General features: G+C 57.4%; 12 protein-coding genes. 10 read left to right on the top strand and 2 right to left on the bottom strand.

Features of this window, described 5'->3' with window-relative positions:
- Positions 1-63 precede the first annotated feature (63 nt).
- The 4 genes from KGP16_RS22935 to dhaM are packed head-to-tail and all read left to right on the top strand — an operon-like array spanning position 64 to position 4357.
- A complete protein-coding gene (locus KGP16_RS22935; RefSeq protein WP_094983156.1) occupies positions 64-1164 on the top strand; it encodes a glycerol dehydrogenase in 1101 nt (366 codons plus the stop codon).
- Positions 1165-1214: 50 nt separating this feature from the next.
- Entirely contained in the window at positions 1215-2282 is a 1068-nt protein-coding gene (gene dhaK / locus KGP16_RS22930) for a dihydroxyacetone kinase subunit DhaK (RefSeq protein ID WP_021806863.1), read from the top strand.
- 9 nt (positions 2283-2291) lie between these two features.
- Complete coding sequence (gene dhaL, locus KGP16_RS22925; protein ID WP_021179509.1) at positions 2292-2930, top strand: dihydroxyacetone kinase subunit DhaL; 639 nt, start codon at positions 2292-2294, stop codon at positions 2928-2930.
- On the top strand, positions 2927-4357 hold the full coding sequence (gene dhaM / locus KGP16_RS22920; RefSeq protein ID WP_094983154.1) for a dihydroxyacetone kinase phosphoryl donor subunit DhaM: 1431 nt from the start codon (positions 2927-2929) through the stop codon (positions 4355-4357). The genes dhaL and dhaM overlap by 4 nt, the downstream gene beginning before the upstream one ends.
- Here dhaM and dhaR read toward each other — a convergent pair.
- Together dhaR and tolC are read right to left on the bottom strand one after the other, a co-directional pair.
- Positions 4354-6303: a dihydroxyacetone kinase operon transcriptional regulator DhaR gene (gene dhaR / locus KGP16_RS22915; RefSeq protein WP_115159740.1), complete on the bottom strand. Its 1950-nt coding sequence runs from the start codon at positions 6301-6303 to the stop codon at positions 4354-4356. The two genes, dhaM and dhaR, sit on opposite strands and share 4 nt — an antisense overlap.
- 161 nt (positions 6304-6464) lie before the next feature.
- Positions 6465-7886, bottom strand: coding sequence for an outer membrane channel protein TolC (gene tolC, locus KGP16_RS22910; RefSeq protein ID WP_037376203.1), 1422 nt, complete (start codon positions 7884-7886; stop codon positions 6465-6467).
- A 283-nt stretch (positions 7887-8169) separates the two neighbouring features.
- Between tolC and nudF the strand changes: the two genes are divergently transcribed.
- The 6 genes from nudF (at position 8170) to KGP16_RS22880 (ending at position 13630) form a co-directional block, all read left to right on the top strand.
- The gene (gene nudF / locus KGP16_RS22905; RefSeq protein ID WP_021806860.1) at positions 8170-8802 is read left to right on the top strand and encodes an ADP-ribose diphosphatase; all 633 of its coding nucleotides are present in this window, start codon (positions 8170-8172) and stop codon (positions 8800-8802) included.
- A complete protein-coding gene (locus tag KGP16_RS22900) occupies positions 8803-9228 on the top strand; it encodes a DUF1249 family protein (RefSeq protein WP_021179514.1) in 426 nt (141 codons plus the stop codon).
- A 27-nt stretch (positions 9229-9255) separates the two neighbouring features.
- On the top strand, positions 9256-10083 hold the full coding sequence (gene cpdA / locus KGP16_RS22895; protein WP_021806859.1) for a 3',5'-cyclic-AMP phosphodiesterase: 828 nt from the start codon (positions 9256-9258) through the stop codon (positions 10081-10083).
- Positions 10083-10658, top strand: coding sequence for an esterase YqiA (gene yqiA, locus KGP16_RS22890; protein WP_021806858.1), 576 nt, complete (start codon positions 10083-10085; stop codon positions 10656-10658). The genes cpdA and yqiA overlap by 1 nt, the downstream gene beginning before the upstream one ends.
- A gap of 89 nt (positions 10659-10747) precedes the next feature.
- Complete coding sequence (gene parE, locus KGP16_RS22885) at positions 10748-12643, top strand: DNA topoisomerase IV subunit B (protein ID WP_021179517.1); 1896 nt, start codon at positions 10748-10750, stop codon at positions 12641-12643.
- 90 nt (positions 12644-12733) lie between these two features.
- Positions 12734-13630, top strand: coding sequence for a LysR family transcriptional regulator (locus KGP16_RS22880; protein WP_024529150.1), 897 nt, complete (start codon positions 12734-12736; stop codon positions 13628-13630).

Genomic DNA, 13630 nt, shown 5'->3' with positions numbered 1-13630 from the left:
ACGTCGATATCATCCTCTGAAATCTGAACGTTACTGGGTTAACGTCCCTACAAGGAGTCAGTTATGTTGAGAATCATTCAATCCCCAAGCAAATACATCCAAGGTGCCAATGCGTCGGCCTCCGTGGGCGAATATGCCAAAGCCCTTGCCGATCATTACTTTGTGATCGCCGACGATTTCGTCATGAAACTGGCGGGCGATACTGTGATGGGCAGTCTGCATCAGCACGGAGTGAAGTATCACGCTGGTACGTTTAATGGCGAATGCTGCCGCAAGGAAATTGACCGCCTTGGTCAGGAACTGAAAAGCCACGGCTGCAAAGGCGTGATCGGTATCGGTGGTGGTAAAACGCTGGATACCGCCAAGGCGATCGCCTATTACCAGCATGTGCCGGTGGTGTTGATGCCGACCATTGCTTCGACGGATGCGCCTACCAGCGCGTTGTCGGTGATCTACAGCGAAAGCGGCGAGTTTGAAGAATACCTGATATACCCCGCCAACCCGAATATGGTGGTGATGGACAGCGCGATTATCGCCAAAGCGCCGGTACGCCTGCTGGTGGCGGGTATGGGTGACGCGCTCTCCACCTATTTTGAAGCTCAGGCCTGTTTCGATGCCCAGGCCACCAGCATGGCGGGCGGCAAGTCTACGCTGGCGGCGCTCAATCTGGCACGTCTATGCTATGAAACGCTATTGGCTGAAGGGGTTAAGGCCAAGCTGGCGGCGGAGTCTGGTGTGGTTACCGAAGCGGTGGAGCGCATCATTGAAGCTAACACCTATTTGAGCGGTATCGGTTTTGAAAGCAGCGGCCTGGCGGCGGCGCACGCCATACACAACGGTTTTACCGTGCTGGAAGAGTGCCATCATCTGTATCACGGGGAAAAAGTGGCGTTCGGCACCCTGTCTCAACTGGTGCTGCAAAACAGCCCAATGGCGCAGATTGAAACGGTGTTGAACTTCTGCCAGCAGGTCGGGCTGCCGATTACCCTGGCCCAAATGGGCATCACCGGTGAACTGACAGAAAAAATCGGCAAGGTGGCAGAGGCCAGCTGTGCCAAGGGTGAAACCATCCACAACATGCCGTTTAGCGTGACGCCGGAAAGCGTACAGGCGGCCATCCTGACGGCGGATAAACTGGGCAGCGCCTGGTTGCAACGCGTATAAATCATCGGGCGCGGTTAGCGCGCCCGCTGTTTCCTACAGAGGAATTAACCGTGAAAAAGCTAATCAATCAGGTCGATTCGGTACTCAATGAACAACTACTCGGCATGGCTGCCGCTCACCCGGAACTGCGGGTGCATCAGGATCCGGTGTTTGTGACCCGCACGGCGGGGCCGATCCCAGACAAAGTGGCGATCCTGTCAGGCGGTGGTAGCGGCCATGAGCCGATGCACTGTGGCTTCGTGGGCGAGGGAATGCTGGATGGTGCCTGCCCAGGGGAGATTTTCACCTCGCCGACGCCGGATAAAATGTACGACTGCGGCCAGGCCATCGACGGCGGTGCCGGGGTATTGCTGATTATCAAGAACTACACCGGTGACATCCTCAACTTTGAAACGGCGACCGAATTGCTGCATGACAGTGGCGTGCCAGTGGCAACGGTGCTGGTGGATGATGACGTGGCGGTGAAAGACAGCCTGTTTACCGCGGGCCGACGTGGGGTTGCCAACACGGTGCTGATGGAAAAACTGCTCGGCGCGGCAGCAGTACGGGGCTTTGATCTGGACGCTCTGGTCACGCTGGGGCACAAAATCAACAACCAAGGCCACTCGCTAGGGATTGCTCTGGGCGCTTGCACCGTGCCTGCGGCAGGTAAACCGTCGTTTACTTTGGCGGATAACGAGATGGAGTTTGGCGTTGGCATCCACGGCGAACCGGGGATCGAACGGCGGACGTTCACCACCCTCGATCAAACGGTAGATGACATGTTCCATACCCTGATCGATCACGGTGATTATCAGCGCTCGATCCGCGTTTGGGATCGTCAGCAGGGGGAGTGGCGTGAAGAGAGCCAGAGCAAACGAGCTTTGACGCAGGGCGATCGGGTGATTGCGCTGGTCAATAACCTTGGGGCGACGCCGCTTTCCGAACTGTATGGGGTTTACCACCGTTTGGCGCAGCGTTGCGCCGCAGCCGGGATCGTGATCGAGCGTAACCTGGTGGGATCATACTGCACCGCATTGGATATGCAGGGGGTTTCCATCACCTTGCTGCAAGTGGATGACGAGTTGTTATCGCTGTGGGATGCGCCGGTGAACACGCCAGCGCTGCGTTGGGGCTGAGGAGGGATCATGACATTAAGCAAACAGCAGGTCGTTGAGTGGTTGATGCGTTGTGGTGAGGTCTTTACCCGCGAACGCGATTTCTTGACTCAGTTGGATAGCGATATTGGTGATGGCGACCACGGCCTGAATATGAACCGTGGCTTTAGCAAGGTGGTAGAAAAGCTGCCTTCGGTGGCGGATAAGGACATCGGCTTTATTCTCAAGAACACCGGTATGACGCTACTTTCCAGCGTTGGCGGTGCCAGTGGTCCACTATTCGGCACCTTCTTCATCCGTGCGGCTCAGGCGGCCAATGCCAAGCAGAGCCTGGATCTGGCGGAATTGAAGCAGGTGATCCAGGAAGGCGCGGAAGGCGTAGCGATGCGCGGCAAGGCAGAACCGGGCGATAAAACCATGTGTGATGTCTGGGGGCCGGTCGTTGCAAGCCTGGGCGAGTCGCTACAGCAGCAGCTCAGCGTGACCCAGGCGCTACAACAGGCCGCCGTTCGGGCGGAGCAGGCCGCACAGGCCACCATTGTGATGCAGGCCCGTAAAGGGCGCGCCAGCTATTTGGGCGAACGCAGCATCGGCCACCAGGATCCGGGCGCAACCTCCGTCATGCTGATGATACAAACACTGGCCCAGGTGGTCGAGGAGGCAGGATGATCAACATCGTTGTGGTTTCGCACAGTGCACAGCTGGCGCAGGGTGTTGAGCAACTCGCCCGCCAGATGATGCGCGGCGAGGGGTGCAAACTGGTGCTGGCGGCGGGGGTCGATGATGAGCTCCACCCGATCGGCACCGATGCGGTGAAAGTGATGGAAGCGATCGAATCCGTGGCGGACGGAGCGGGGATCGTGGTGCTGATGGATCTCGGTAGCGCATTATTGAGTGCGGAAACCGCGCTTGAGCTGCTCGACCCAGAGGTGGCGGCCAAGGTGGTGCTGTGTGCGGCACCGTTGGTGGAAGGCACGCTGGCCGCGGTCGTAGCGGCTAACGCGGGCGGTAGCCTGGAGCAGGTACTGGCAGAGGCACAAGGAGCCTTGCAGGTCAAGCAGGCACAGCTTGGTGAGGAGATACCCGCCAGCAAGCCACTGAATTTGCCGCTGAGCCAGGGGAAAAGCCTGAGTTGGACGGTACAGAATCCGCACGGGTTGCACGCTCGCCCGGCGGCGCGTCTGGCAGAGGCTCTGGCTCCTTTTGCAGCGGAACTGGTGCTGGAAAAGCATGGCCAATGCGCCAACCCGCGCAGCCTGAATCAACTAGCTTTGTTGCAGGTTCGCCACGGTGACACTATCCGCCTGATTGCCGATGGCGCGCAGGCCGATGAGGCCCTGGCAGCTTTCAAGGCGTTGGCAGAGCAGCACTTTGGCGAAACCGTATCTGAGCAGCAATTGCCTTCACTGCACGGTATTCCCGTGGAGGAAAGCGTCAGCAGTGGTCCGATATTCCAGGTGTCGAGCTTCTGGCCGCAAACGGAAGAACGCCAGCTAGGGGCCGATGACGTGCTCAATGAACAGCAGCGCCTGCGTATCGCATTACAGCAGACGTTAGACGATCTGAACAAGCTGGCGGATCGCACCGGCAATCTGATCGGCAAACCGCAGGCGGCGATCTTCGGTGCGCACAGCATGCTGCTAGACGATCCCGACCTGCAACAGGCCGCCTTTACCCGTATCGCCCAACAGCAATGCAGCGCGGAACAGGCGTGGCGGCAGGAACTGGAGCAGATTGCCGACGATTATCGGGCGCTAGATGATGAGTATTTGCAGGCGCGGGAACTGGACGTACGTGACATGCTGCGCCGTACGCTGAGCCATCTGGCACGGCAGCCTATCCCGGCGATCGTGCTCAATGAGCCTGCGATCCTGGTGATGGATGAGCTGATGCCTTCCGACGTCGTGATGCTCGATCGGCGCATGGTACTCGGTATTTGCCTGAGCGGCGGCAACGCCTTGTCGCATACCGCGATCCTGGCCAAGGCGATGGGGATCCCGATGGTGGTCGGCATGAGCGAATGTATGAGCAAGACCCGCAACGGCCAGAAAGCGATGCTGGATGCGGCACGTGGCACCTTACAACTCAGCCATTAACCCCGCAGCTTGAACTGGCTGATATCGATATTCAACTGTTTGACTTTACGCCACAGCGTGGTGCGGCTGATACCCAGCAGCTGCGCCATCTCGTTAAGCTGCCCGTGGCTGACGTTGGCCACGCGGATAATCGCCTGCACCTCCATTTCCGCCAGCGTCAGCAGCGGCATGGCTGGTTGAGTGTCGCTTTCCACTAGCGGCTGATGACTGAGCAAGTGAGAGGGCAGATCGGCCAGTTGAATATGATGGCCGTGGCAAATCATCGCGGCGCGCTCTATCACTCCTTTCAGTTCCAGATCGTTACCCGGCCACAGGTACAGGCCAAGCTGGGTCATTACCTCGTCGTCTACCCGGAAGCGGCACTGGAAGTGTTGCTCCAGAGCGCGCAGATGGTGCTGAACCAGCAAAGGGATGTCACTGAGGCGCTGGCGTAGCGGCGGAATTTGGATCTCGAAGGCCTGCAGGCTATAGAACAACTGGCGACGAAAACGATTCTGTTGCACCAGCAGTGCCAGGTTGGCGGCGCTGGTAGCGATCACCCGCACGTTCACCGGGATCACGCGGCTGGAATTCATACGCATTACCACGCCGGTTTTTAGCACCTGCAACAGGGCGGACTGCATGGCCAGCGGCAGGTATTCGACCTGTTCAAGATGCAGCGTACCGCCGTTGGCCAGTTCGAACTTGCTGAGCTGGCCCGCCTGTTCTTCGTTGGCATCACTGCCGAGTAACTCCTTCAACCCTTGTGCCTCGGGCAGCAACTGGCAGTTCAAGGCGATATAAGGCCCGGCGGCACGTTCGCTGGCATTGTGGATGGCCTGGCTGAGCAGCTCTTTCCCCACCCCTTCTTCACCGCACAGCAAAATCGGGTGATGGCCCTTCGCCGCCTGCTGGCCATAGCGGATCAGGCGGCGCATTTCCTGTGTGCCTGAAGGCATCTGTTCGAAGGTGTGGCTGACCCGGCCGATCTGGCTACTGACGTATTGATGCAGCCTTTCCAAGGGATGCAGCAAGGCGATGAAGCTACAGTGCTCACCGTCCAATATCGGTTTGAGGGTGAGCAGCGCGGCGATAAACTGGCCCTGGCTTTCAAAGGTGACTTCCACATGCTGTAACGGCTGGCGTTGGCTGATGGCGCGGTTAAGCAAGGCCGGTAACGTCAGCAACTGTGCCAGTGGTTTGCCTTGGCTCTGCTGTTCATGAAGCTTGAGCATAGTGGCGGCGCGCGGGTTGATATATTGCAGATAACCCCGGTGATCCCAGGCCATAACGCCGTCGTCTACGCTGTCCAGTAGCCCGTTGAGCTGATTGAGATGGCGATTGGATTCGGCCAGCAAGCCGTCGGCGTTCAGGGCATTGCCGATCTCTCGGGCGATCGCCAGGATCAGGGAAAGATCGCCCGCATTGCAATCGGCCAACTGGCAACCCAAAGCCAACATACCACGCTGGCGGCCGCTATTGTCATGTACCGGTGCGGCGCAGAATGACCAGCCATGCAGCGCCTGGCGCACGTGTTCATCGCTATGGATCTGTACCGGATGGCCCTCGGATGCGGCCAGGGAAGGGGCATTGGTGCCGATATCGCCTTCTGCCCAATAAGCACCGGGCGCAAAACCCAGTTCGAGCAGCTGTTCGCCGGTCGCCTTGTCGCCGCATTGCCACAGCGTGCAGCCGCTTTCGTCGAGGATCAGCAACACGCATTGGCGCTGCTCCATATATTCCCAGGCATCTTCCAACGCCGCCTGGCCGAGCGTAATGAAATCATCCTTACGCCGGCAGATAGAGTCGAAGGTAGTGCCCAGGGCGCGATGTGGGGCTTTCCACACGGCGGGTTGCATCAGATGGCTGCAGCGTAGCCAGGAGGCATAAATGGCCGGGGAGGGGCGCAGCTGTGGCGGTAACGCGCCTTCGGTGATCAACCGTTGCCAGAGTGAAGCGTTGTCCATCAGATCCCGTTCAGCAGATAAACCCCAATAGGGAGCCAATCATAACATTAACCTGTTTAGAGAGGCTGTGAGGTGAGGGGCAGATGCGGGATTATTGGATAAAAAAACGGAGCGCGGCAAATGCCGGGCCCCGCTATTCGGTAGCTCAAAGCTGGAGCAGGTTATCTGCTAGCCGTTGGCCGAGTGGTGCTGGAACCGTCAACATAGGCATCTTGCGCCGCTGTTGGGGGGGCTACCACATCTGGCGCGGTGGAGATTGGCTTGCCTAGTGTTCCGTTAAGCATCATCAGATCGTTTTCGTTCAGCGTGCCGAGCGCCGATTTGATGTTCAGCTGGTTGATCAGGTAAGAATAACGCGCATTGGAAAGCTGTTGCTTGGCGTTATACAGCGTGGTTGTCGCATCCAACACGTCAACGATGGTACGGGTACCTACTTCGTAACCGGCTTCGGTCGCATCCAGAGAACTCTGGGCAGAAACCACCGCTTGTTTATAAGCGCTGATGCTGCTGATGGACGCAGAAACGTTGTTGAAGGAGGAACGCACGGTTTGCACCACGCTGCGGTGGGCGCTTTCCAACTGCTCACTGGCACCGACGAAGTTGTACTGCGCCTGTTCTACCCGCGAGTTGGTTACGCCGCCGTTGTACAGCGGCACGCTAACGCTGATGCCGACCTGGTTCTGGCCATTAATCGAGTCGTTGCCACTGGTCCCTGTGTTAGCTCTGGAACCGCTGTATTTGGAATTGGTGATCCCGGTAGAAGCATTTAAATCAACCGTTGGCATATAGCCGGTTTGTGCCGATTTGATCTGCTCACGGGCCAGATCCTGGTTCAGGCGGGCAGACAGCAGGCTCAGGTTGCGGCTTTCCGCTTCTTTCAACAGGCTGTTGACGGCATCCGGGCGCTTGGTGCTGAACTTGTTGGTATCCAGCGAGGCCAGTTCCGGGTAGAAGGTGCCGGTAATTTGGCGTAACGATTCTACCGCGTTATCCAGGTTGTTACGGGCAGTCACTTCGTTGGCCAGCACGGTATCGTAGTTGGCACGGGCGTTCTGCACGTCGGTAATGGCAACCAGGCCCACGTTAAAACGTTGGGTGGTCTGATCCAGGGTACGGTAGACCGCTTGTTTATTCGCCTGGGTATAGGACAGGGCGTCGATCGCCTGCAGAACGTTGAAATAGGCGGTGGCCGTATCCAGGATCAATTTCTGGGATGACGTCTGGAAAGTGACATCGGTAATACCGGCGGTCTTTTCCTGCAGCGTCAGCGCGCGCCATTTGGACATATCAAAGATAGTCTGGGTCAGCGCGAGCGAGCCTTGGGTGGTATTGCTGTTAAGCCCATTGGCATCGCGGAAGCCGTTGTTATAGGTATAACCAGCAGATAAGCCAAGCTGCGGCAGCAACGGGCTGCGTGCTTCGTTGATTTTTTCAAACGCCGCATCACGATCGGCAGCGGTTTTACGCAGATCCGGGTTACTTTCCCTGGCCTGTTTGTAAACCTGCAACAGGTTCTCTGCCTGGCTCATGGTGCTGAAGCCAGCGAGGCTCAGACCAATAAGAAGGGGGAGCAGTTTCTTCATTTGCATTCCTTGTTGTGCAGCAATATTGCTATGTTAGCGCTGACGATAGACGAATAGTTGCCAATTCTAGCAGAGTCTGCCGAGCGCTGAGGGTGGCTTAATGTGCCATCTCACAGAACTTTTACCTTGGTGTACGCTACGTTTACTGACACTGGGCTATTTGCATCGGCGCTACCTGATATCATGGTTCACAATCTAACACAAAGCGGGTGAAGATAATCCCGCCGTTTCTGTCATCAAATCCCTTTATTTTGCCGGCATAATCACACAGGAGAATTCGTAGATGAACCGCTCGCAACCTTCACCCGTTACTTTCGACAAAAATGATGTAGAAATTATTGCACGAGAGACGCGATACCGTGGTTTTTTTTCACTCGACTTATATCGCTTTCGCCATCGTTTGTTCAACGGTGAGATGAGCGGTGAGGTCACGCGCGAAGTTTTTGAGCGCGGCCATGCGGCGGTGTTGCTACCCTATGATCCAATCAGAGACGAAGTGGTGCTGGTTGAACAACTGCGGATCCCGGCCATCGATAGCTCAGCTTCTCCCTGGCTGCTGGAAATGGTTGCGGGTATGATCGAAACGGGAGAAAGCGTTGAGGACGTGTGCCGCCGCGAAGCGTTGGAAGAGGCTGGCGTGGTGGTCGGGCGCTGCAAGCCGGTGCTGAGCTATCTGGCCAGCCCTGGTGGCACCAGCGAACGTCTGTCTATTATGGTCGGTGAGGTTGACGCCCTGACGGCCGAAGGGATCCACGGATTGCCCGAAGAGCATGAAGATATCCGTGTCCACGTGGTCAGCCGCGAACAGGCTTACCGCTGGGTTGAAGAAGGCGCGATTGATAATGCCGCATCAGTGATTGCATTGCAGTGGCTGGCGTTGCACCATGAATCGCTTAAAGCAGAATGGGCCAACTAAATGCAAAAGCGCTATACCCCTGACTTCCCCGAAATGATGAGATTGTGTGAAACCAACTTCGCGCAATTGCGGCGTTTGATGCCGCGCAACGACGAAGTTGATGAAACCGTCACTTATCAGGTGAATGGCGCCCATTATCGTCTGACTATTGTTGAATCTACCCGTTACACCACGCTGGTGCAGATTGAACAGACTGCGCCTGCGGTCAGCTACTGGAGCCTGCCCGCGATGACGGTGCGGCTGTACCACGACGCGATGGTTGCGGAAGTGTGTTCCAGTCAGCAGATCTATCGGTTTAAAGCGCGTTATGATTATCCGAACAAAAAGTTGCATCAACGCGACGAAAAGCATCAAATTAACCAGTTTCTTGCTGATTGGTTGCGCTACTGTTTAGCGCATGGAGCAATGGCGGTTCCGGCTTGTTAGGTCGACGGAGATAACAAAGGACACCATTTGGAAAGCCTGTTTAGACTGCCCGTGGCGAGTGGGGCCAAGGTCAGGATCTTACAAATAACAGATACCCACCTGTTTGCTGGCAAGAGTGAGACCTTGCTCGGCATCAATACCTATGCCAGCTATCACGCGGTGCTGGATGCGGTGATCGCGCAGCAGCGTGAGTGCGACCTGATCGTGGCAACTGGCGATCTGGCGCAGGATCACTCCCAGGCGGCATACCGGCACTTTGCCGATGGCATCACCCGTTTACCCGCGCCCTGTGTCTGGCTGCCGGGGAACCACGATTTTCAGCCTGCGATGGTAGATGCGCTGGCCGCAGCCGGTATCTCACCTTCCAAGCAGGTGCTGCTGGGGGACAACTGGCAGGTGTTATTGCTGGATAGCCAGGTGTTTGGCGTGCCGCACGGCGAGCTGAGTGAATACCAGCTGGAGTGGATGGAACGTTGTCTGGAAGCTCATCCAGAGCGCTACACGCTGCTGTTACTGCATCACCATCCGTTGCCTTCCGGCTGCACCTGGCTGGATCAACACAGTCTGCGTAACCCGCATACGCTGGCGGCCGTGCTGTGGCGCTATCCGAAAGTGAATACCCTGCTGTGCGGGCATATCCACCAGGAATTGGATCTGGGCTGGCACGGGCGTCGGCTGTTGGCTACGCCGTCCACCTGCGTACAATTCAAGCCGCACTGCACCAATTTTACCATCGACGACGTTTCCCCAGGTTGGCGCTATCTTGACCTGTTGCCGGATGGCCGGGTGGAAACCCAGGTATTCCGGCTGGAAAACGATGACTTCCGCCCCGACATGGATTCGGACGGCTACTGATGCCTTCAACCTTACTTTACCTGCACGGTTTCAACAGCTCGCCGCTTTCGGCCAAGGCCACGGCTTTCAAAGCCTGGCTGGCGGAACATCATCCCCATATCGACATGCTGGTACCGCAGTTGCCGCCTTACCCGGCGGAGGCGGCGGAAATGCTGGAAGATTTGGTGATGGCGCGGGCAGGCCAGACGATGGGCGTGGTAGGCTCCTCGTTGGGCGGTTATTATGCCACCTGGTTATCGCAGTGTTTTGCGTTGCCAGCGGTAGTGGTAAACCCTGCGGTGAAGCCGTATGAGCTGCTGATCGACTATCTGGGAAGCAACGAGAACCCCTACACCGGGCAGCAATATGTGTTAGAGTCACGCCACGTTTATGATCTGAAAGTGATGCAGGTCGATCCCTTGGAGTCGCCGGATTTAATCTGGTTGCTACAGCAAACGGGCGATGAAATTCTCGATTACGGTCAGGCAGTGGCTTATTACACCGCCTGCCGGCAAACGGTGGAGTCGGGCGGAAACCACGCTTTCGTCGGTTTCGAGCACTACTTCCCCCAGATTGTGGATTTTTTAGGGCTATGACGCCGCAGCAACTTCAGCTATCACAGATATACTGAACAGGCAGCGGGCGATTTCGGCACCTTCCCTCAACCACGAAAAAATAATCAACGATGACTCAATCCAGCTATAACGCTGATGCCATTGAAGTACTCAGCGGTCTAGAACCAGTGCGCCGTCGTCCCGGTATGTATACCGACACGACGCGTCCGAACCACCTCGGTCAAGAGGTGATAGATAACAGCGTCGATGAAGCGTTGGCGGGCCATGCCAAGCGTATCGACGTGATCCTGCACGCCGATCAGTCACTGGAAGTGATCGACGACGGCCGCGGCATGCCGGTGGATATCCACCCTGAAGAAGGCGTACCGGCGGTTGAGTTGATCATGTGTCGTCTGCACGCGGGCGGTAAATTCTCCAACAAGAACTACCAGTTCTCCGGCGGCCTGCACGGCGTGGGGATTTCGGTGGTTAACGCCCTGTCCAAACGGGTGGAAGTCAACGTCAAGCGCGACGGTAACGTCTATAGCATCGCTTTTGAGAACGGCGACAAGGTGCAGGATTTGGCGGTGACCGGTAGCTGCGGCAAACGCAACACCGGCACCAGCATTCACTTCTGGCCTGATGAGCAGTTCTTCGACAGCCCGCGCTTCTCGGTTTCCCGCCTGTCGCACCTGCTGAAAGCCAAAGCGGTGCTGTGCCCCGGCGTTGAAATCTACTTTATCGACAAGCTGAACAATACCGAGCAGCGCTGGTGCTACCAGGATGGCCTGACTGATTACCTGATGGAAGCGGTGAACGGCCTGATCACCCTGCCGGAAAAGGCGTTTGTTGGCAATTTTGCCGGTGATACCGAAGCGGTGGACTGGGCGCTGCTGTGGCTGCCGGAGGGCGGGGAACTGCTGACGGAGAGCTACGTCAACCTGATCCCCACCATGCAGGGCGGCACGCACGTCAACGGCCTGCGCCAAGGGCTGCTGGATGCGATGCGCGAGTTCTGTGAATTCCGCAATATCCTGCCGCGCGGCGTGAAGCTGTCTGCGGAAGATATCTGGGATCGCTGTGCCTACGTGTTGTCGGTGAAAATGCAGGATCCGCAATTCGCGGGCCAGACCAAAGAGCGGCTCTCTTCCCGTCAGTGCGCGGCGTTTGTTTCCGGCGTGGTGAAAGATGCCTTCAGCCTGTGGCTGAATCAGAACGTTCAGGCGGCCGAGCAACTGGCCGAACTGGCGATCTCCAGCGCTCAACGTCGCCTGCGTGCGGCGAAGAAGGTGGTGCGTAAGAAGCTGACCAGCGGGCCTGCGTTACCGGGCAAGCTGGCGGACTGCACCTCGCAGGACCTGAGCATGACCGAACTGTTCCTGGTGGAAGGGGACTCGGCGGGCGGCTCGGCCAAGCAGGCGCGCGATCGCGAATATCAGGCGATCATGCCGCTGAAGGGCAAGATCCTCAATACCTGGGAAGTTTCCTCAGACGAAGTGCTGGCTTCGCAGGAAGTGCATGATATCTCGGTAGCGATCGGCATCGATCCCGACAGCGAAGATCTCAGCCAACTGCGCTACGGCAAAATCTGTATCCTGGCGGATGCGGACTCCGACGGCCTGCACATCGCCACGCTGCTGTGTGCGCTGTTTGTTCGCCACTTCCGTTCGCTGGTAAAGGGTGGCCATGTGCACGTTGCGATGCCACCGCTATACCGTATCGACCTGGGTAAAGAAGTCTATTACGCCCTCGACGAGGAAGAGAAAGCCGGCGTGCTTGAGCAGTTGAAGCGTAAGAAGGGCAAGCCGAACGTACAGCGCTTTAAAGGGTTGGGTGAAATGAACCCGCTGCAACTGCGTGAAACGACGCTCGATCCAAACACTCGCCGTCTGGTGCAGTTGACCATCGATGACGAGAATACCGATCAAACCATGGCCATTATGGACATGCTGTTGGCGAAGAAGCGTTCGGAAGACCGCCGCAACTGGCTGCAAGACAAGGGCGATACCGCCGAGCTTTCAGTCTGATGCCTGTGGGGCCGCAACCGCGGCCCCAAGTTTTTACATTGTGCCATCCCTGGCGCACTGCGTGCTGCGCCCGATAACCCAGGGCGGAATATGAAAATCACCCTCGAAGAACTCTTGGCCTATACCTCCGTAATCGACAGCGGCTCTATCACCGCCGCCGCCGAGCAGCTTGGCCAAACCACCTCTGGCATCAGCCGGGCGCTGAGTCGTCTGGAAAAAAAACTCGATACCACCTTACTGCGCCGCACCACACGTCGTCTGGAGTTGACCGAAGAGGGGCAGAGCTTTTTGGCCCATGCGCGGGAAATTATCAACTCGGTGGAACATGCCGAAGAGCAGATGGCGCTGCGCCGTCTGAACCCGGCGGGCAGGCTGCGCGTCAACGCTGCCGCGCCCTTTATGGAACATGTGATCGTGCCGTTGGTCGCCGGTTTCCGCCAACGTTTCCCACAGATTGAGCTGGAGCTGAACACCGATAACCTGATTATCGATCTGTTGGAGAAGCGCACCGATATCGCCATTCGTATTGGCGCATTGCGAGACTCCACCATTCACGCGCGCCTGCTGGGGGCCAGCCGGTTACGCATCCTTGCCAGCCCGGACTATATTGCCCGCTTTGGAGCACCGCAGAGTGTCGAAGAGCTTAACCACCATAGCCTGCTGGGCTTTACGCAGCCCGAGTCGCTCAATCTGTGGCCGTTGCGCCATCGGCAGGCGGAGCGCTTTGCCATTACCCCAACGCTATCGGCCTCCAGCGGCGAAACGCTGCGGCAACTGGCGCTACGCGGGGAAGGGATTGCCCAATTGGCCGATTTTATGACGCGGGAAGATCAGCGGGAAGGGCGTCTGGTTCAGCTGCTGGCGGCCGAAACGTTGGATGTCCGCCAGCCGATTAACGCGGTGTATTATCGCAATGCCCAGTTGGCCGCACGGATCACCTGTTTTCTGGACTATGTCAGCGCGCATATCACCGATGCACAGATGTGA

Source organism: Serratia sp. JSRIV006 (assembly GCF_019968685.1).
Taxonomy (GTDB): domain Bacteria; phylum Pseudomonadota; class Gammaproteobacteria; order Enterobacterales; family Enterobacteriaceae; genus Chania; species Chania fonticola_B.
This window is presented reverse-complemented; position numbering and strand designations above follow the sequence as displayed.